Consider the following 20,635-nt stretch of genomic DNA (forward strand, 5'->3'; position numbering starts at 1 on the left):
TGCCGTCGCTGTTTTTCTGGCCAGGGCCTACAGCCTACAGCCTAGAGCCTTCCTTCATGCCCTTCTTCGACACCCAGTCCCGCGATCAACTCCGTGCCTCCTATATCGAGGCCTGGCGCAAGCGCCGCGAACGATTACCGATGCAGCCGCTGGAGATGCAGATCGCTGACGTCATCGAACTGCATCCTGAATATCAGCAGGCGCTGCAGGATCCGGACAGCGTGCTCGATCGCGACTATTCGCCCGAGGGTGGCCAGTCCAATCCATTCCTGCACATGGGCCTGCACCTGGCCATCCGCGATCAGCTCGCGACCGACCGGCCGCCGGGCATCCGGTCGGCCTTCGACAATCTCGTGCGACGGATGGGCGATGCGCATGCGGCCGAACACGAACTGATCGAATGCCTCGCTGAAACGCTGTGGGAATCGCAGCGCAGCGGCCTGCCGCCGGACGAGCACGCGTATCTCGCGCGGGTGACCCGGCAGCGCTAATCGGAGTTCGACTGAAGTCGAACCCACAAGAATCCAGACCCACCGCTCAGCGGAGCAAGAATCGAAGATTTCCACGGGGAAACACGGGGTGGAAGAGTCGCATTTCTTACAGAGTTTTCCTTCCCCGTGTGACCCCGTGCTCCCCGTGGAGATTCTTTATCTGTGATTCGGAATCCCATCACACACGCCATTGGGCTTCAGCCGGACCTCTTCTCCGCGGAAGCGACATGTCGCGCCAGACGCAGCTCGAGATGTCGTTTCACGTCCGGCCATTCGCTGCGAAGAATGCTGTACATCACGGAATCGCGGACTGAACCATCCTTGCGCGCCTGATGGTGGCGCAGCACACCATCCTTCTTCGCGCCGAGCGCCTCGATGGCCCGCTGCGACTTGAAATTGAAGTTATCCGTGCGCAGACCCACGACCGCGCAGCCAACGGTATCGAACGCATGCGCCAGCAGCAGGAGCTTGCACGTCGTGTTCAGCGCGGTGCGATGGCGTCTCTGTGGATAGAACGTGTAGCCGATCTCGACCCGGTCGATCGGTGCGACGATGTCGTGATAGCGCGTGCTGCCTACGATCTCGCCGGTATTCGCATCGCGCACCGCCCACGGCAACATCGTGCCGGATTGCAGTCCCGCCATCGCATGTTCGAACCAGCGGCGCGCCTGGCCCGGCCCTGGAACCGCTGTGAACCATAGATTCCACAGTTCGCCGTCCGCGGCGGCGCGCTCGATTCCCGGCAGGTGCTCCTCGGCCAGCGGTTCCAGGCGAATGCCGGAGCGTTCGAGGACAACAGGCTTGAGCTCGATCATCGAGACGTTTCCTCATGAGAGCAGCCCCCATCCTAAAGGGCTATTGGCCGGTTTTTGTACTATCACCTGCAACGGGGTGTATCGGCACAGTTCACAGGAACTGTGACGCCGGCCGGGCGATTCTTCCCCCCCTCTGCCACCGATGATAGATTGCCGCCCCCTGTAATTTTCCGTGCCCAGCCCATGTCCGCCAAGCCAGCACAGACAAGCCAGTCCATCCGTTCCGGCAACACCGGCGGCGTGATTCGCCAGGATGATGTGATCCAGAGCGTCGCCGACGCCCTGCAATACATTTCGTACTACCACTCGCCGGATTTCATCCGCGCAATGGCAGCAGCTTACGAGCAGGAAGAAAGTCCCGCAGCGAAGGATGCCATCAAACAGATTCTGGTGAATTCGCGCATGTGCGCGGAAGGTCATCGCCCGATCTGTCAGGACACGGGCATCGTCACGATCTTCGTGAAGGTCGGCATGAACGTCCAGTGGGACGCAACCATGAGTCTCACGGACATGATCAACGAAGGCGTGCGCCGCGCGTACAACCATCCGGACAACATGCTGCGCGCATCGATCGTCAACGACCCGTACTTCGAACGCAAAAATACCAGGGACAACACGCCGGCCGTGATTCACATGGAAGTCGTGCCGGGCAATGAAGTCGAGATCGCGCTCGCGGCCAAGGGCGGCGGCTCGGAGAACAAATCGAAGCTCGTGATGTTGAATCCCTCCGACTCGCTCGTCGACTGGCTCGTGAAAGCGGTGCCGACGATGGGAGCCGGTTGGTGCCCGCCAGGCATGCTCGGCATCGGCATCGGCGGGACCGCGGAGAAGGCGATGGTTCTCGCGAAGGAATCCTTGTTCGAGACGATCGACATCCACGAGATTCGCGCACGCGGCCCACAGAACAAGCTCGAAGCGCTGCGCCTGGAAATCATGGACAAAGTAAATGCGCTCGGCATCGGTGCGCAAGGACTCGGAGGTCTCACGACCGTGCTCGACGTCAAGATCAAGACGTATCCGACGCACGCAGCTTCGCTTCCCGTCGCCGTCATTCCCAATTGCGCCGCGACGCGCCATGCGCACTTCATCCTCGACGGTTCCGGTCCCGTGAAACTCGATCCACCCGATCTGAATCTCTGGCCGAAACTCACGTTCCAGGCATCGCCGGACGCGACGCGCGTCAATCTCGACACGTTGACGCCGGAAGAGGTCGCCGCCTGGACACCGGGTCAGCGCTTGCTTCTGAACGGCAAGATGCTCACTGGCCGCGACGCAGCTCACAAACGACTGCAGACGCTGATCGACAGCGGCCAGCCGCTGCCTCCGGGTCTCGACTTCACGAATCGCGTGATCTACTACGTCGGACCGGTCGATCCAGTGAAGGACGAAGCGGTCGGTCCGGCGGGCCCGACGACGGCGACGCGCATGGACAAGTTCACCGAACTGATGCTCGGCAAGACCGGCCTGATCGCCATGATCGGCAAATCCGAGCGCGGTCCGGAAGCCATCAAGGTCATCAAGAAATACCAGCGCGCCTACCTCATGGCCGTCGGCGGCGCCGCTTACCTCGTCTCGAAGGCGATCAAATCGAGCCGCGTCGTTGCATTCGCTGACCTGGGGATGGAAGCGATCTACGAATTCGACGTGCAGGACATGCCCGTCACCGTCGCCGTGGACGCGAATGGAACATCGGTGCATGAAACCGGTCCCGCCGAGTGGCAGAAGCGCATCGGCAAGATCCCCGTGAAAATCGAAGCCTGAGAATCAAGAAGAGACATTCACCACGGGGTTTCACAGGGGCTGAACAAGAAATTCTGTTCTCGCTTCTGACCCCGTGATCCCCGTGTACCCCGTGGAGATCTTCCTCCCCTCCCGGAAAGAAAAATGACGCTCGATCACGCCATCCTGCTGCCGCCTACCGCCCTCGCCTTCCTGACGGGCTTCGCGTGGTTGCGACTCGGATCGGATCGGCTCGGTGAACTGCGAGCGCGGCGGATTCATCCGCAGCAGATCGCGACGTCGAAGCAGGCGGTGGAGAAACTCGAGAACACGCAATCGGCGGATCACTTCCGCAATCTGTTCGAGATGCCGGTGCTGTTCTATGCGCTGTGCGGCTTCCTTGCGATCACGAAACTGACCACGCTACTGCTGCTCGCGTGCGCGTGGGGCTACGTGTTGCTGAGAGCCTTCCATACCTGGATTCATCTCACGAGCAACAAAGTCATCCGCAGATTTCAGGTGTTCGTGGCGAGCGCGATTGTGCTGTATGTGATGTGGGGAGTTTTTGCGGTTCGGCTGGTGATGAGCACCTAGCTCCCATTCACTTTCGCAGTACCTTGCCGATCTCCGCCGAACTGACGCCGAGCGCGAGCAAAGAGCGAACGAGAAGATCGAGCGATACGGTCGGGTCGGCAGATTCCATCTTGGCCACCCGCGACTGACTCGACCCCATGCGGATAGCGAGATCCGACTGCGACAGTCCGCTGTCCAGACGTCGCTCACGCAGATGCCGGCTGAGCGCGACGCGGATCTCGATGAAGGCAGCTTCCTCGTCAGACAGCCCGAGAAACTCTTTCGGTCCACCGACGCGCCAACCCGCACGTTGCAGTTTTTCAAGCTTCGTTTGCTTCGCCATTTCTATTCCAGAGCACGACGATAAGCGGCGAGACGCCTGCGGCAGGTCGCCACCACGGTGCTCGGTGTCGCGCGCGTCTTCCTGGGAAATACATCCAGCACGACGATCGCTTCGCGGGTGATCGCGTAGATGATGCGCCATGAGAAATCGCTATCGATCAGTCGCAACTCATGGCAGCAGGGGCCGATCGATGGCATCACTCTCGAATGCGGCATCCAGATGCTCGCCCAGTTGCAGGCGCCGCAGCAGCACACCAGACCTGACATTGAGGAAACCCTCAGTCAGGATATCCGGGCGACCTCCGCGTGCGGGACGTCAATCGCTTCGAATCGCCGAGTTTCAGACATGCAGCAAGGGCGATTCACTGCATGAACCCGACCTTCACATCCTCCTGCGACAACAATCGTACCGGGACGGCCGGCGCCTTCCAGATATCGGCGGCGTATTCGCGGATCGTCCGGTCGGAGGAAAACTTGCCGGACCGCGCCGTATTCAGGATGGACATCCGCGCCCAGCGCTGCGAATCCTGGTAGGCCGCGGACACACTTTGCTGCGCGTCGGCATACGAATCGAAGTCCGCGAACAGCAGGTAGGGATCGTGGTAGATCAGGTTGTCGAGCAGCGGCCGGAACAGCTCCGTGTCGCCGCGCGAGAAGAAGCCGCTGCGGATCAGGTCGATGACTTCCTTCAATTCCCCCTGCAGGTAGCGTGAAGGGTCATAGCCTGATCGCTTCAGCGCACCGACTTCAGCGGCGGTCAGACCGAACAGAAAGAAATTCTCCGGCCCGACTTCCTCGCGGATCTCGATGTTGGCGCCGTCCATCGTGCCGATGGTCAGCGCACCGTTCATCGAGAATTTCATGTTGCCGGTGCCGGACGCCTCCTTGCCTGCCGTCGATATCTGTTCGGAAAGGTCGGCGGCCGGATAGACCCGCTGGCCGTTCTTGACGTTGAAGTTGGGCAGGAACACGACCTTCAGCCGATCGCGCACGGCCGGGTCGCGATTCACGACATCACCGACCGATGTGATCAGTTTGATCATCAGCTTGGCGATGTGGTATCCGGGTGCGGCCTTGCCGCCGAAGAGGAACGTCCGCGGCGTGATATCGGCATGCGGATTCGAACGCAGCCGGTGATACAGCGCGACGACATGCAGGATGTTGAGGTGCTGGCGCTTGTACTCGTGAATGCGCTTGACCTGCACGTCGAACAGCGAATCCGGATCGATGAGGATGCCGGTCTTTTTCAGCGCCACGGCGGCGAAATCGCTCTTGCAGCACCGTTTGACCTCGAGCCAGCGCTGACGGAAGACGCTGTCTTCCGCGAGCGGCTCGAGATTCTTCAATTGACTCAGGTCCGTGATCCAGGCATCGCCAATGCTGGACGAAATCAGATCGGTCAGTCTCGGGTTGCTCAACGCCATCCAGCGCCGCGGCGTGACACCGTTGGTCTTGTTGCCGAAGTGCGTTGGCCAGAGTTCGTAGAAGTCTTTCAACACATCCTGCTTCAGCAGTTGGGAGTGCAGCTCCGCCACTCCGTTGACCGCGTGACTGCCCACGCAGGCCAGATGCGCCATGCGCACGTAGCGCTCACCGCGCTCGTCGATCAGCGACATGCGCGCGATGCGTTCTTCGTCACCGTAGAAGCGGATGCGTACTTCGTCGAGGAAGCGGGCATTGATCTCGAAAATGATGTCGAGATGCCGCGGCAACAGCCTGGCGAACAGTTCCAGCGGCCAGCACTCGAGCGCTTCCGGGAGCAGCGTGTGATTCGTGTACGCGAACGTCTTGCGCGTGATCTCCCAGGCCTGCTCCCACGGCACCACGTATTCATCGATGAGCAGACGCATGAGTTCGGCCACCGCGATGGCCGGATGGGTGTCGTTGAGCTGGGCTGCGAACTTCTCGTGGAAGCGTTCGACCGGGATTTTCTGGACGTGAAGAATGCGGAACATGTCCTGCAATGAGCAGGACACGAAAAAGTACTGCTGCGACAACCGCAGCTCCTTGCCCTGCAGCTGCTCGTCGTTCGGGTACAGCACCTTGCTGAGATTCTCCGACGAGACTTTCTGCATCACGGCACCGTAGTAATCGCCGCGATTGAACACGGCGAAATCGAACGACTCCGGCGCCTCGGCCTTCCACAATCGCAAGGTGTTGGCCGTGTTCGTGTGGTAGCCGAGGATGGGCGTGTCGTAGGGAATGCCCGCCACCAGCCTGTCGGGCACCCAGCGCACGCGCAACCGATGCAGCTCATCGTGATACTGCTCGGTGTGTCCGCCCAGCTTGACGTGCACTACCCATTCCGGCCGTGCGATCTCCCAGGGATTGCCGAAGCGCAACCACTTGTCGGTGCGCTCGGTCTGCCAGCCGTCGACCATCTCCTGGTGGAAAATGCCGAACTCATAGCGGATGCCGTAGCCGAGCGACGGAATCTCCAGCGTGGCCAGCGACTCGATGAAGCACGCGGCGAGCCGACCAAGGCCGCCATTGCCGAGCCCCGGCTCGTCTTCCTCGAGCAGCAACTCGTTGAAGTCCAGGCCCAGCTCGGTGATCGCCTGACGGACCTCCTCGTGGATCCCGAGATTCACCAGGTTGTTGCCGAGATGCGGTCCCATCAGGAATTCGGCCGAAAAGTAAGCCACCGTCCGCGATCCCTGCCTGGTGTAGGCCGCCGCGGTACTGATCCAGCGCTGCAGCATCCGATCCCTGACTGCGTACGCGAGCGCCTGGTAGTAGTCGTTCTTGGTGGCGAGGGCGGGAAACTTGCCCTGGATGTAGAACAGGTTGTCGAGAAAGGCGTGTTTGAATGCGTCTTTCGTCAGCGCAGTGCGATCATCTTCCCGTGAAACCGGGTCTTCGACTGCGACGAGCGGAGTAGCCATCTTTGGCACCGTATGGGGTTGCGATCAGTGTCACCCCACGGTGCAAGTTTCGTGCATGCATTGCGCCGCCGGAATGTTCGCCCATGCCGCTCATCACGCACCATGTTTGGACATGCGTGCAGACATCAGCGCCGTTTGAGGGCGCACGCTACGACCCGCAGATGAAATGCTCGTGACAGACCGCGAGGAAGTGCGGTCAATCGGTCGGCAGACGGTAGCCTTCGAACCGCTTGCGCAGCTGCAGCTTGCTCAGTTTGCCGGTCGCCGTCAGCGGCAGTTTCTCGACGAAGGCGACGTCATCCGGAATCCACCACCTGGCGATCTTCCCTGAGAAGAAATCCAACAGCTCCTCACGCGTCACCGACTCGCCTGGCTTGAGCACGACGACGAGCAGCGGCCGTTCCTGCCACTTCGAATGCGCGATGGCGATCACCGCTGCCTGCGCCACCGCCGGATGCGCCACGGCCAGGTTCTCGAGCCCGATGGAGCTGATCCATTCGCCGCCCGACTTGATCACGTCCTTGGTGCGATCGGTGATCTGCATGTAGCCGAACGGGCAGATCGTCGCCACGTCCCCGGTACTGAACCAGCCCTCCTGGTCGAAAACGTCGTCGTTGTCGCGACGGTAGTAGCTCGAAGCCACCCAAGGGCCACGCACCTTCAAAGCGCCGAACGACTTGCCGTCGTGCGCCAGTTCATTGCCATCGTCATCGACGATCTTGAGCTCGACGCCATAGATGCAACGGCCCTGTTTGGCGCGCAAAGAATCGCGCTGTGCATCGGGCAGTCGCTGCGCTTCGGGCGAATAAGTGAAGATGGTGCCGATGGGGCTGGTTTCCGTCATACCCCAGGCCTGCTTGATGTCGGCGCCATAGCGGTCGCGCAGCGCATCGGAGAGCGAGACGGGCACGGCCGAGCCGCCGCACAGGACACTCTTGAGCGAGTCGACCCGCTTGCCGGTCTGGTCGAGATAGGCGACGAGTCCCTGCCAGACCGTCGGCACGCCGGCAGCAAAGTTCACCCTCTCCTCGTCGATCAACGACTGCAATGTCGGCGGATCGCCCATCTTCGGGCCCGGAAACACCATCTTCACGCCCAGCATCAGCGCGGTGTACGGCAACCCCCATGCATTGACGTGAAACATCGGCACGACGGGCATCAGCACATCGTTGCCCGACAAGCCGCTGGCATCGGGCAATGCCATCGCATAGCAATGCAGGATCGTCGAGCGGTGACTGTAGAGCACGCCCTTGGGGTCGCCGGTGGTTCCCGAGGTGTAGCACAGCGAACTGGCGGTACGTTCGTCGAACTCGGGCCACTCGAAGCTATCCGCTTGCGCTGCGATCAGCGATTCGTAGCTACGCGCATTCGCTAGCGTCGTGGCCGGCATGTGTGCGTCATCCGTCAGGATGACGTAGCCCTCGACACTGGTCAGGGTCGGCTGCAATTTCTCCACCAGCGGCACGAATGCCGGATCGAGGAACAACCAGCGATCCTCGGCATGGTTGACGATGAACGTCAGCTGCTCCTCGAACAACCGCGGATTGATCGTGTGACACACGAAGCCGGAGCACGACACCGCGTAGTAGATTTCGAAGTGCCGGAAGTCATTCCAGGCCAGCGTAGCGATCCGATCACCCGGCCGGGCGCCCATCCTGGCGAGCGCATTCGCAAGCTTCCGGATCCGGATGAACGCCTCGCGATAGGTATATCGATGACGGGGATGATCGACCGTGATCGAAACGATTTCGCGGCGTGGATGCTGCCGCTCGGCATGCCGCAGCAGCGAACTGATCAGCAGCGGCCGATCCATCATCTGACCGAACATGCGAGCCCCCGGTCATCTGGTTGTAATAGTGACCGGATTTAAGCACCTGCCACGCCGTTCAGAAAGAGGGAGAGCCGTGGTGAGCGGCGGAACTGCGCTATGAACGATGGATGTCTAGCGCAACGCCGTGCGGGGCGTGGCGAATGCGGCCGGCGAGACTGCCCGGAACGCCTCACCTGCGGCCACCGTTGCTTGCACAACCGGCGCCGCTTCATCATCAGTTCCTGGCGTCATCCCTGCATCGGATAGCGTGGTGTACTGCACCACGATGCGGGCAATATGGGGATGCTGGCTGCTCCATTGCAGGAAGTTCACGCAGACAGCCCTGGCCGATGGACCCTGTGCATATTCGAAAGTCTGGCCGGCAAAGCGCGCACCGCCCGCATCGGCCTCCAGCGCCACCGCGTACTGGTCCCAGGGATGCTGCACGGCATCGGGTTGTGCGAAGAGCTGAATCGAACTGACGCGTGCATGCGCCGGTACGGTGCCGCACAAGGCGATGCGCTGCGCACTGGATTCGTCACAGTCTGTACTCGTCGCGGCTGCCCGGCATGCGGGGACGTAGGCGATCGATTCCGCAATACCGTTTTCCGGTTCAAGGCGCGTTGGAATCACCGGTGCAGCAGCGCTCAGCGGGGGATGACCGACGGGATCTGCCGCTGCCGAATCGGCCAGCTGCGGCGACTGATTGCGCTCAAGCACACGAGCCGCCGTCAGGTCACGCAGCTCGCGCAACTCCTGTCGCATGGCGCGGATGTCCTCTCCGGAGCGGTGCTGCAGAAACTGCGAATACAGGAAACCACCCACGGCCGAAGCCACCATCAGCGCCAGCACCGCCACGATGGATCGCAACGTCGTGCCGCGCTTCGGCTTGATGTCGGTGCGCCCCTTGGCCCTGAACGCCGTGAGGAGCTGGAACAGCGCGGTACCCACGGTCGCGACGGCGCCGATCATCGCGGCAAGGATGGTCTCCGACAGGCCCATGCGTTTTCCTCGCGCGCTTGGCGACGTCTTGGAATATGTCGAATCGCACAACTCAACCCTGACGCGCGACTCTAGTGGGCACGGACGGATTCACTCTGATACGCAGTTCGCCCTTTTGAAAGCGGGCTTCAGTCCTTGACTGACAAGACGAGGATCTCCACGGGGGACACGGGGAGCACGGGGAAAGACAAACGCTGAAAGCATGCTCTCTTCCTGCGCCGTGATCCCCGTGGAGACTCTTCCCTCTCAGGCTCTTGTGCCTGCTGCCCGCTTACTGTGAGCCGTCAACGCACGGAGCACACAGACCGCTGGGACCGACGCTGAGCATGCCGCTCGATGGCGAGATCGATCAGGCGGGAAATGAGCTCACGTGGCGGCACGCCGCTCGCAGCCCAGAGCTTCGGATACATCGACATCGCAGTGAACCCCGGGAGGGTATTGATCTCGTTCACCAGCAGCTGCCCGTCGGATTGCAGAAAGAAATCGACCCGCGCCAGACCGCTGCACTCCAGCGCACGAAACGTGGCAAGCGACAGCTGCTGCACTTGCCGTACCGATGCCTCGTCGAGTGCTGCGGGCACCTGCAGCCTCGTTCCGTGATCGTCGAGGTACTTGGCGTCGTAGGAATAGAAGCCATCGGGGTGCGTCACGACGATCTCGCCCGGAACCGACGCGACCGGTGCGTCATTGCCCAGCACGGAACACTCGATCTCGCGACCGCTGATCGATTCCTCGACGATGACCTTGAGGTCATAGTCGAAGGCGCTCTGCAACGCCGCCGGCAACTGCGCACGCGAGAGAACACGCGTGACTCCCACCGACGAGCCGAGATTGGCCGGCTTCACGAACAGCGGATAGCCGAGCCGTTCGATGTCGGCGAGTGTGGCAAGTGGATCGCGACGATATTCGTGCCGCCGGACGACGACGAACCGCGCGACCGGAATCCCCGCATCGCGCAGCAGACGCTTCATCACGTCCTTGTCCATGCCCACCGCGCTCCCCAGTACGCCCGCGCCGACATACGGCACATCAGCCAATTCCAGCAGGCCCTGCACGGTACCGTCTTCGCCCTGCGGCCCATGCAGGACGGGGAAGATCACATCGACGTGTCTGTCAGCCTCGTTGGCGTCAAGGCGTCGCGATGGCAGCAACGACACTTCGGGGCCTTCCGCGGACAGCTGCACGAAGCGGGGATCGCCGCTGGCCCGCAACAGCCGTTGCGTGGACTGCTGAATCCAGCGGCCGTTGCGGGTGATCCCGATCGCGACTGGCTGAAAGCGCTGCGGGTCCAGCGCGGCAATCACGTTGCGCGCGGAGAGAATCGATACCTCATGCTCGGCGGACCGGCCACCGAACAACACACCCACTTTCATCCGGATCGCTGCGTTCATGCCTGCAGGCTAACCAGTGATCCGGCAGCACCGGAGGCGAACTGTGATCAATTGTGGCGGGCGACAGGTCCATCTAAGAAAGAAGATCTCCACGGGGAGATCCTTCTTCTCCCAGCTTTCAAACCAGCTTGAGGAAAGCCCGCCAGCTGCCCAGCGCAGTGATCTCCTGCGCGTCATCCACCGCCCATGACTCGCACAGGAATCCCGAGCACAGCGAACCGTCTTCCAGTTCGATCTTGCCGATGCCGAGCGGCGATGGAATGCCGGCGACGAAGGAACCGAAGTGCTGTTGCGGCACCGCCCAGACTTCCACATCGATCGCCCCTCCTCCCTGCGCGACGCGCACGAGACCGGGCCGTTGCGGCGGGCCGCCGGGAACCGCGAAGAACCGATAGGACGCAGCGGTGCGCGTGGTGCGCAACAGATGGGCCTTACGCTGCGTCAACTGCACGTTCAGCGGCAGGCCGCTCATATGCGCGCCACACAGGGCAACGGCGATATATCCCGCTGCAATGTCATCGCCCGGCGCGATGCTGTCGGGCACTGGCACCGCCGAGGTGCCCAGCGTTGGCGAGCTCGCCAGATGCAAAATCGCACCGAGTTGCAGCAAGGCCCGATCGGTGCCCGCCGGAGCGATCAGCGTCACGCCGAACGGTAATCCATCCGTCCTGAATCCAGCTGGCACTGCGATGGCCGCCAGATCGAGCAGGTTCACGAAGTTGGTGTAGATGCCGAGATTGGAGTTCAGGCGGATCGGGTCCGCGAGCATTTCGTCGATGCGGTAGATCGTGCCGGCACTCGGCACCATGAGTACATCGACGGCAGTCCACAACGCCGCGGCTTGCCGCTGCAGTTCTTTGAGCCGGTACTGCGCCCGGAAGGCAGCGACCGCCGTGGGCTGATTGCCGCTGCCCACAATCGTCTCGGTTACCGGATGCAACGAATGCGGGTGCGCCAACAGGAACGATTCGATGGCGGCATAGCGCTCCGCCACCCATGGGCCTTCGTAGAGCAGCCGCGCCGTTTCGAATAGCGGCGCGAAGTCGACTTCGATGACTGCTCCGCCCACGGCGGCCGCACGTTCGCAGGCGAGCGAGAACAAGCGCGCGTAGTCGAGGTCACCGAAGAATTCACGCTGGTCGGCGCGCGGCACACCGATACGCGGCGCCTGCGGCAAGGGTACTGATTGCAGCTCACGCGAGTACGCATCGGCGGCATCGACACCTTCGGCGACATCGAGCACCCGTCGCGCGTCCGCCGCGGTCATCGCGAAGATGGATACGCAATCGAGCGACCGGCAGGCCGGCAGGACACCTGTCGTGCTCAGCAAGCCGCATGACGGCTTCATCCCGACGATGTTGTTGAAGCCCGCAGGTACACGTCCGGAGCCCGCGGTGTCCGTTCCCAGAGCGAAGCTCACACAACCGGTTGCAACAGCGACCGCCGAACCGCTGCTCGAGCCGCCCGAGACGAATGCGTCATCGAAACTGTTGTGACACGCACCGTATGGCGAGCGCGTGCCGTTGAGTCCGGCGGCGAACTGATCGAGGTTGGTCTTGCCGATTGGAATCGCTCCTGCATCGAGCAGCTTCTGGACGACGGTCGCCGACCGTTCCGGCACATGCGCGAAGTCGGGACAACCCGCCGTCGTGGCAACGCCCGCCAGATCGATGTTGTCCTTGATGGCGAACGGCACGCCGTAGAGCGGTAAACCGGTCATCGATCCCAGCGCCGCCACGTAACTCATGACCTGTTCGCGCGTGAGCCGGGTGATCCACACGTGTCGGTCCGGTGCGGCTTCGATGCGCGCCAGCACGTCATCGATCACGTCGGTCGGGGTCGTTCGCCCTGCGCGATAGGCATCCAGCAGGCTTTCGATCGTCAACGGAGTTGTATTCATAGCCACTACCCTTTCACGACCACCAGCACATCGCCGGCAATCACCGGCCTGCCCGGCTCGCAGCGTATTTCCACGATCTCGCCACCCTCGTCCGCCAGGATCGGAATCTCCATCTTCATGGCTTCGACCACCAGCAACTCGTCGCCTTCCCGGATCTTCTGACCGACACGCGCGGCAATCGACCAGACATTTCCAGTCACCGGCGACGTTACCGCGGCCGTTCCTTCGGGAAGTTCCTGCGCAGCTTCACGGTCCGTTGCGGCGGCACCATCGGAGTCGAATGTGAGCCGGCCACTGGCGTGCCAGCGTTCCCGCTCCGCCTCGAACGCCGCCTGTTGCTTCGACTTGAACGCGTCTATCGATGGACGATTGGCGGCAAGGAACTGCCGGTAGTCACGCAGCTTGAGCGTCGTCGGCTCGACTTCGAGCTGGAACTGACCGCGAACGAATTCTTCGCGCAGACGCAGCAATTCATCGGCGCTGACCGGATAGAAGCGCAGCTGATCGAAGAAGCGCAGCAGCCATTGCTTGCCGTCGGTGAATTCCGCCGTCTGGCGATGCCGGTTCCACATCTGCACCGTGCGGCCCACGAACTGATAGCCGCCCGGACCTTCCATGCCATAGACGCAGAGGTACGCACCGCCGATGCCCACGGCGTTCTCGGGCGTCCAGGTGCGCGCCGGGTTGTACTTGGTCGTGACCAGCCGGTGGCGCGGATCGAGCGGCGTAGCGACGGGCGCTCCGAGATACACATCACCGAGCCCCATGACCAGGTAACTCGCATCGAAGACGATCCGCTGCACATCCTCGATCGAATCGAGTCCGTTGATACGACGGATGAACTCGATATTGCTCGGGCACCACGGCGCGTCCTTGCGCACTGATTGCATGTACTTGTCGATCGCAACCCGCGTCGCCGGATCGTCCCACGAGAGCGGCAGATGCACGATGCGACTCGGCACTTCGACAGCGTCGACGGCCGGCAGCTCCCGCTCCGCCTGTTGCAGAAGCTTCACCAGATCAAGCTGGGAGATCACGCGACTGTCATAGTGAATCTGCAACGAACGGATGCCGGGCGTCAGCTCCGCTACCCCCTTCACACGCTCACGTTGCAACCACTCCATGAGCGAATGCACACGGAAGCGCAGTTCGAGGTCGAGCACCAGTTCGCCATACTCGACCAGCAGGTATTTATCGCCGGCCTGGCGGTAACAGACGGACGGACTTTGCGCGTTGGACGAGGCAAGAATCGCGGACATTCGCCCGCGCCCCTCATCGTGGTCGTCTGCTCGAGGGGAATAACTGAGCGCACCGATCGACTCCTCCATGACTCGCTCCATCGTCACTGCTTCTGCCATCGGGATGCAGCGGAAACGCACCCTGTCACCCGGACGCAGCTGCCCGATCTTCCACAGCTCCGCGCGCACGATGGTCGCAGGGCAGACGAAGCCGCCGAGGCTTGGGCCGTCGGGACCGAGTATCACCGGCATGTCCCCGGTGAAGTCGATGGCGCCGATCGCATAGGCGTTGTCGTGAATGTTGGACGGATGCAATCCCGCCTCGCCGCCATCGCGGCGAGCCCACGTCGGCTTTGGCCCGACCAGGCGCACGCCGGTCCGGCTGGAGTTGTAGTGCACTTCCCAGTTCGCGGCGAAGAAGGCATCGATGTCGGCCGCAGTGAAAAAATCCGGTGCTGCATGCGGGCCGTACATGACAGCGATTTCCCAGTGCGAGGAATAGGCGGGAACCAGTTCCGGCGGTGCAGAGCATGACTCCTGTGTTTGCGGCGCTGGCGCGATTCGCAGCGTGTCGCCCGCTCGCAGCACCCGGCCTGCATGGCCGCCGAACTGACCCAGGGTGAATGTTGCACGGCTGCCCATGTAGTGCGGCACATCGAAGCCACCGCGGATGGCGAGGTACGTCCGCTGCCCTGCTCCCTCGATGGCGCGCAGCTTCAGCGTGCTGCCCGGTCGCACATCGATGGGGGCATACCATGCGACCGCGCTGCCATCCAGCTCCGCTTTCATGCGCGCACCCGTCAGCGCAATCTGCGTCTGCGTGTTGAATCGGAGCGTCGGACCGGCGACGGTCAGTTCCAGCCCCGCGGCAGATTCCTCGTTGCCCAGGATGCGATTGGCGAGACGGAACGCAAGATCGTCCATCGGTCCGGACGGCGGCACCCCGATATCCCAATGACCGATCCGACCCGGATAATCCTGGATCGTCGTATGGGTACCCGGCTGGATCACTTCGACCGTACGCGGTTCGTACTTGAATTCATTCAGGTAGCGGGTGAACTGGCGCCCCTGCCTGAAGACCTCGTCACGGATGATCGCCAGCAGGTAGGCCTGGTTACTCTCGATGCCGTATACGCGTGTGTCATCGAGCGCACGCTCGAGGTTCTGCAGCGCCGCCTCCCGCGTTTCGCCATCGGCAATGATCTTCGCCAGCATGGGATCGTAGTGCGCCGGTACATCGGTGCCCGTCTCGATCCACGAATCGACGCGCACCCCGCGCGGCAGTTCGACATGCGACAGCAGGCCGCTGGACGGCCGGAAGTTGTGCAGCGGATCTTCGGCGTAGAGCCGCACCTGGATCGAGTGTCCACGCGGTGCATGTCGATACGCGCGCAGATCCGGCGGTTCGCCGGCTGCCGTGCGGATCATCCACTCGACGAGATCGATCCCCGTGACCTGTTCCGTGACGCCATGCTCGACCTGCAGGCGCGTGTTCACTTCCAGAAAATAGAATTGCTCCGCCGCATCGTCGTACACGAATTCCACCGTGCCGGCGGACCTGTAGCCGATCGCCTCGCCGAGCCGGCGCGCCGATTGCAGCAGTTCCTCCCGCGTAGCCGCGGAAAGATGCGGCGCAGGTGTTTCCTCGATCACTTTCTGGTTGCGGCGCTGCACGGAGCAATCACGCTCTCCGAGGGCCACGACGTTGCCGCGCCCATCGCCGAAAATCTGCACTTCGATGTGTCGCGCGCGTTCGACGTACTTCTCCAGGAACACGCCGCCCTGACTGAAATTGGCCCGCGCCAGGCGTTCGACGGAAGGGAAGGCATCCTGCAGCTCCTGCTCGCTGCGACACAGCTGCATGCCGATGCCTCCGCCACCCGCCGTGCTCTTGAGCATGACCGGCAGTCCGATGCGACGGGCCTCGACGATCGCGTGTTCGATGTTTTCGAGCAATCCGCTGCCGGGCAGCAAGGGAACATCGTGCTTGAGCGCGAGCGCTCGTGCGGTGTGTTTGAGCCCGAAGTCGCGCATCTGCGCAGGCGTCGGACCGATGAACCCGATGCCGGCTGCGGCGCAGCGCTCCGCGAACTCGGCGTTCTCGCTGAGAAAGCCATAGCCGGGATGGATGGCCTGCGCACCCGTGGACTGCGCCGCTGCGATGATCAGATCCTGCGACAGATAACTTTGCGCAGCCGGCGGCGGCCCGAGTCTCACGGCTTCATCCGCCAGTGCAACATGCATCGAATGACGGTCAGCGTCCGAGTAGACCGCCACCGAGCGAATGTCGAGACGTTTGAGGGTACGCAGAATGCGGCAGGCAATCGCGCCGCGGTTGGCGATCAGCACCTTGTCGAACATGAAGCACCGTGAGGCCCAAGGTGCCGGGTCGTCCCGGCGTTGTTCTGTGGCTCACGGGTCGTCCCGCGAGTGAAGCCGTCAGCGATCAGACGATCACTGGCTGCTCCAGATCATCACTTCCACCGGCGTCGGGTTGTACGCGTTGCAGGGATTGTTGAGCTGCGGACAGTTGGAGATCAGCACGGTGACATCCATCTCCGCCCGCATTTCCACGTACCGACCGGGCGCCGAGATGCCGTCGGCAAACGTCAGCTTGCCGGCCGGCGTGACCGGAACGTTCATGAAGAAGTTGATGTTGCTCGACAGATCGCGCTTGCTGATGTCGCGATCGAACTTCTCGCCCCAACGAGCCAGCGCAATCAGGAAATTGTCGCGGCAACTGTGCATGTGCCGCTTGTCCAGCGCGTAACGAACCGTGTTGCTCTCCGCCGAGCAGGCGCCGCCCAGCGTGTCGTGCCGCCCGCAGGTATCGGCCACGATCGTCATGAGCACATTGCCCTCGTTGGACAGCAGTGCAGTACCCGCAGTGAGATAGATGTTGCCCTGTGCGCGGATCGTGTCCTGTGCGCTGTAGCGTTCTTCGAGCGTATCGGCGCGATAGAACAGGGTGTCGACAGCCTGGTTACCCTCGAGATCGAGGATACGGAAGGCCTGCCCCGTTTTCACGGTGCCCATCCACGGTTCGCCGGCAGCAACGATCTCGCGGTGAACGGCGTTGCGGGGGTCGAGACTGCTTTCGATCAATGGCACGCGATTGCTCCGCAACTACCTGAACCACACTTCGGTATTCCTGAAACCACGTTCGTTTTCCGGACACTTGATCCGGCACGGGTCGTTGCGCGGCGCCGGCCGCGAATGCCACGCAGTCAGGCGGATTTCGCGCGGCTGGTAGCGATCATCCGGATCGAGCGGGTGCTGACACGTGGCAATCACGACCAGCACATTCATCTCGAAACGCAGATCCACATAGGTTCCCGGCGACGAATTGCCGCGCTGGAACTCCAGACTGCCGTCCTCCTCGACTGTGACCTTGCTGAAGAAATTGACGCTCGCGCCCAGATCGCGCTTGCCCAGCCCGTACTTGCCGAGCTCGGTCAGCAGACTTTCATAGCCATTCCGGAACCGCTCGTTGCGATGTTCCTGGTAACGCGCCACGCCGTACTTCTCGCGGACCAGCTGCGGCGACGACACACCGCAGATCGTGTCGTGCCAGCCGCAGGTATCGTCGGTGATCGAACAGAGCACGCGACCCATGTCCGAGTAGCAGACAAACCCCTTGCTAAGGAAGGCCGTGTGCTGCGCCTTGAGCGTGTCGGGCATGTTGTAACGCTCGAGGCGATCGTCGTAGTTGACGAACAGCACGGACGCATTGGCGCCACCGGCGACGTCCGTCAGACGCAGCGTCGTTCCCCGACGCAGCAACCCCGACCAGTGAGCACCCGCAGCCACGAGCTCTTCCCACAACATCCAGTACGGAGCGCCTTCCGCCATCGTCGCAATCGACCTCGATGAACATTCGATGAGATGGCAGGAGCAAGGAATGGGCCAACTGGCGAACTCGCTTACTGGCCGCTGGCCAGAATCAGAACCAGTGCTGTGGGCTCGCCATTGCGCTCCGGTCGTATGTCGCCACAAACAGATCCGGAGTGAAATTTCGCGCTGGAATTGTGCGTGTCGTCGCCGGCATCGCACGAAGAAGGGGCATACCGAGCGAAAACATCGCAACACGCATCGCCGTTCCCTCTGGCCAGTCAGCCAGTTTGCCGGTCAGCCAGTTGACCCGATCGCCGTTGGCCCACGCCTTGCACACCTCCATCAGAACAATGTGCGTCTAGGGTTCCGATTGCGCGGCAAGCGCGATGCTGGTCCGAGAGAGGCAGTCCGGGTAGTGCGCTCGTCAGAACGCATTGACGGATACACGGCGGGATAAAAGCCCGGGAGGTCGGGAAACTCGTTGAGTTTCCCAGGAACGCGGCATTGCCTGCGGCCGGACCTGCCGACCCGAAAGCGGTGCTGCGATAGCTGGCTGAATGCACGTCCGGGTGCAACGAAGTCCAGTCCACGACTAGACCGCTAATGAGGAGTCGCCGAATGCAATCGCGTCTGAAGGTTCTTGCCCGCGCTGCCGTTCTGGCCTGCGCCCTGCTCTCCGCCACGTTCACTCACAACGCCACCGCTGCCGAAAAGAAATCGTTCAAGGTCGCGTGGAGCATCTATGTCGGCTGGATGCCGTGGGACTACGCGGCTGACAGCGGCATCCTGAAAAAGTGGGCCGACAAGTACGGCATCCAGATCGAGCTGACCCAGATCAACGACTACGTCGAGTCGATCAATCAGTACACCGCCGGCGGCTTCGACGGCTGCGTAATGACCAACATGGACATGCTGACGATCCCGTCGGCGGGTGGCGTGGATTCCACGGCGCTCATCGTCGGCGACTTCTCCAACGGCAACGACGGCGTCGTGCTGAAAGGCAAGGGCAAGAAGCTGGCCGACATCAAGGGATTGCCGGTCAATCTCGTCGAGCTTTCCGTGTCGCACTACCTGCTGGCACGCGGCCTCGAAACCGTCGGACTCAAGGAACGCGACATCAAGGTCGTCAACACCTCGGACGCCGACATCGTCGGCGCCTATGCCGCCGCGGACACCAGGGCCACCGTGACCTGGAAGCCGCAACTCAGTGAAATTCTCGCCGCGCCCGACGCCCAGCTCGTGTTCGATTCGAGCAAGATCCCGGGCGAGATCATCGACATGATGGTGGTCAACAGCGCGACGCTGAAAGACAACCCGAAGTTCGCGAAAGCACTGGTCGGCGCCTGGTACGAAACCCTGGCACTGATGGCGAAGAAGGATCCGAAAGCATTGGCACACATGGCCAAGGCGTCAGGCACCGACCTCGCCGGCTTCAACGGCCAGCTCGCGACTACAAAAATGTTCTGGACGCCCGCTGAATCGCTCGCGTTCGTCGCCAGCCCGCAGGTGCAGACCACGATGGATCTGGTGCGGAAATTCTCCTTCGAGCACGGCCTGCTCGGCGAAGGCGCAAAGACCGTCGATGTGGTCGGTATCGAATTCCCCGGCGGCAAGACGCTCGGCAATGCGAAGAACATCAAGATGAGGTTCGATGCGACGTACGTGAAGATGGCGAGCGAGGGTGCTCTTTGAGCACCTTCGGCCGACTGGTCGGCTGGCCAGATAAAGAGGGCACTGCCCTTCCCGCTCTGGCCAGTCGGCCAGTGAGCCGGTTGACCAGTTAGCCAGTTAGCCAGTTAGCCAGTTGACCTCTTCTCATGCCCCGTCTCGTCAATCTTCATCCCAACCGCGGCGGCGCAGTCGTACTGGCTGCGCTGCCGTTCCTGTTGCTGATCGTGGCCTACCTGCTGGGCTCGAATGCGCGGCTCGAAGTCAATCCGGACGACAAGTTGCTGCCGGCCATGTCGACGCTCATCGATACCGTGCACACGTATGCGTTCGAAGAGGACAAGCGCAGCGGCGAGGTGCTGTTGTGGCTCGACACCTGGGCCAGTCTGCAACGCATTCTGCTGGCGCTCGGGATCAGCGCCGTCATCGGCATCACGGTGGGGCTCGCGATCGGCGCCATTCCCTATGTCAGGGCGCTGGCGGCGCCGTTCGTCGCCGCCGTCTCCATGATTCCTCCGCTGGCGATCCTGCCCGTGCTGTTCATCGTGCTGGGACTGGGCGAAGTCGCGAAGGTCGCACTCATCGTCATCGGTGTCGCACCCATCATCACGCGCGACGTGGCGTTGCGCGCCTCTGAACTGCCGACCGAACAATTGATCAAGGCACAGACGCTGGGTGCGTCGAGCTGGCTGCTGTCTGCGCGCGTTATCCTGCCGCAGCTGTGGCCGCGGCTGATCGATGCCGTGCGACTGCAGCTGGGCTGCGCATGGCTGTTCCTGATCGCGGCGGAGGCGATCGCATCGACCGAGGGGCTCGGCTACCGGATCTTCCTGGTGCGGCGCTACCTCGCGATGGACGTCATCCTGCCGTACGTCATCTGGATCACGCTGCTCGCGTTCCTCATGGACTGGCTGCTGCGTCTTGCACGTCGACGTCTGTTCCCCTGGACGGAGGCGACGAAGTAGTC

Annotated in this window: 16 protein-coding genes and 1 riboswitch; of the genes, 5 read left to right on the forward strand and 11 right to left on the reverse strand. The window is 62.2% G+C overall.

The window, feature by feature from the left end; translation table 11 throughout:
* Positions 1-56: 56 nt before the first annotated feature.
* On the forward strand, positions 57-491 hold the full coding sequence (locus VIZ63_RS15195) for a DUF1841 family protein (RefSeq protein ID WP_331610520.1): 435 nt from the start codon (positions 57-59) through the stop codon (positions 489-491).
* A gap of 197 nt (positions 492-688) precedes the next feature.
* Here VIZ63_RS15195 and VIZ63_RS15200 read toward each other — a convergent pair whose 3' ends face one another.
* On the reverse strand, positions 689-1,306 hold the full coding sequence (locus VIZ63_RS15200; RefSeq protein WP_331610521.1) for a GNAT family protein: 618 nt from the start codon (positions 1,304-1,306) through the stop codon (positions 689-691).
* 183 nt (positions 1,307-1,489) lie between these two features.
* Between VIZ63_RS15200 and VIZ63_RS15205 the strand changes: the two genes are divergently transcribed.
* Positions 1,490-3,067 (forward strand): fumarate hydratase, encoded by a 1,578-nt coding sequence (locus tag VIZ63_RS15205; protein WP_331610522.1) that lies wholly within the window; start codon positions 1,490-1,492, stop codon positions 3,065-3,067.
* A gap of 123 nt (positions 3,068-3,190) precedes the next feature.
* Positions 3,191-3,619: an MAPEG family protein gene (locus VIZ63_RS15210; RefSeq protein WP_331610523.1), complete on the forward strand. Its 429-nt coding sequence runs from the start codon at positions 3,191-3,193 to the stop codon at positions 3,617-3,619.
* 7 nt (positions 3,620-3,626) lie between these two features.
* Here VIZ63_RS15210 and VIZ63_RS15215 read toward each other — a convergent pair whose 3' ends face one another.
* The 10 genes from VIZ63_RS15215 to VIZ63_RS15260 all read right to left on the reverse strand — a co-directional run bounded on the left by VIZ63_RS15215 (position 3,627) and on the right by VIZ63_RS15260 (position 18,018).
* Positions 3,627-3,941 (reverse strand): helix-turn-helix transcriptional regulator, encoded by a 315-nt coding sequence (locus tag VIZ63_RS15215; RefSeq protein WP_331610524.1) that lies wholly within the window; start codon positions 3,939-3,941, stop codon positions 3,627-3,629.
* Between the two features lie 2 nt (positions 3,942-3,943).
* The gene (locus VIZ63_RS15220) at positions 3,944-4,207 is read right to left on the reverse strand and encodes a type II toxin-antitoxin system RelE/ParE family toxin (RefSeq protein ID WP_331610525.1); all 264 of its coding nucleotides are present in this window, start codon (positions 4,205-4,207) and stop codon (positions 3,944-3,946) included.
* Positions 4,208-4,302: 95 nt separating this feature from the next.
* Positions 4,303-6,825: a glycogen/starch/alpha-glucan phosphorylase gene (locus tag VIZ63_RS15225; RefSeq protein WP_331610526.1), complete on the reverse strand. Its 2,523-nt coding sequence runs from the start codon at positions 6,823-6,825 to the stop codon at positions 4,303-4,305.
* 196 nt (positions 6,826-7,021) lie between these two features.
* Positions 7,022-8,653: a long-chain-fatty-acid--CoA ligase gene (locus VIZ63_RS15230; RefSeq protein ID WP_331610527.1), complete on the reverse strand. Its 1,632-nt coding sequence runs from the start codon at positions 8,651-8,653 to the stop codon at positions 7,022-7,024.
* Positions 8,654-8,767: 114 nt separating this feature from the next.
* Positions 8,768-9,637 carry a hypothetical protein gene (locus tag VIZ63_RS15235; protein WP_331610528.1) on the reverse strand — a complete coding sequence of 290 codons (870 nt, stop codon included), beginning with the start codon at positions 9,635-9,637 and terminating at the stop codon, positions 8,768-8,770.
* 284 nt (positions 9,638-9,921) lie between these two features.
* A complete protein-coding gene (locus VIZ63_RS15240) occupies positions 9,922-11,028 on the reverse strand; it encodes a D-alanine--D-alanine ligase family protein (RefSeq protein WP_331610529.1) in 1,107 nt (368 codons plus the stop codon).
* Between the two features lie 118 nt (positions 11,029-11,146).
* Positions 11,147-12,928 (reverse strand): allophanate hydrolase, encoded by a 1,782-nt coding sequence (gene atzF, locus VIZ63_RS15245; protein WP_331610530.1) that lies wholly within the window; start codon positions 12,926-12,928, stop codon positions 11,147-11,149.
* Positions 12,929-12,933: 5 nt separating this feature from the next.
* Positions 12,934-16,527, reverse strand: a complete 3,594-nt coding sequence (uca, locus tag VIZ63_RS15250) for an urea carboxylase (protein WP_331610531.1) — start codon at positions 16,525-16,527, stop codon at positions 12,934-12,936.
* Between the two features lie 93 nt (positions 16,528-16,620).
* On the reverse strand, positions 16,621-17,277 hold the full coding sequence (locus tag VIZ63_RS15255) for an urea amidolyase associated protein UAAP2 (protein ID WP_331610532.1): 657 nt from the start codon (positions 17,275-17,277) through the stop codon (positions 16,621-16,623).
* 15 nt (positions 17,278-17,292) lie between these two features.
* Positions 17,293-18,018, reverse strand: coding sequence for an urea amidolyase associated protein UAAP1 (locus VIZ63_RS15260; RefSeq protein WP_331610533.1), 726 nt, complete (start codon positions 18,016-18,018; stop codon positions 17,293-17,295).
* 329 nt (positions 18,019-18,347) lie between these two features.
* Positions 18,348-18,470: riboswitch (guanidine-I (ykkC/yxkD leader) on the forward strand.
* 148 nt (positions 18,471-18,618) lie between these two features.
* Between VIZ63_RS15260 and VIZ63_RS15265 the strand changes: the two genes are divergently transcribed.
* Positions 18,619-19,692 carry a putative urea ABC transporter substrate-binding protein gene (locus VIZ63_RS15265; protein ID WP_331610534.1) on the forward strand — a complete coding sequence of 358 codons (1,074 nt, stop codon included), beginning with the start codon at positions 18,619-18,621 and terminating at the stop codon, positions 19,690-19,692.
* Positions 19,693-19,817: 125 nt separating this feature from the next.
* Positions 19,818-20,633 (forward strand): ABC transporter permease, encoded by an 816-nt coding sequence (locus VIZ63_RS15270; RefSeq protein WP_331610535.1) that lies wholly within the window; start codon positions 19,818-19,820, stop codon positions 20,631-20,633.
* Positions 20,634-20,635: the final 2 nt, after the last annotated feature.

It is taken from the genome of Povalibacter sp. (assembly GCF_036520495.1).
GTDB lineage: Bacteria > Pseudomonadota > Gammaproteobacteria > Steroidobacterales > Steroidobacteraceae > Steroidobacter.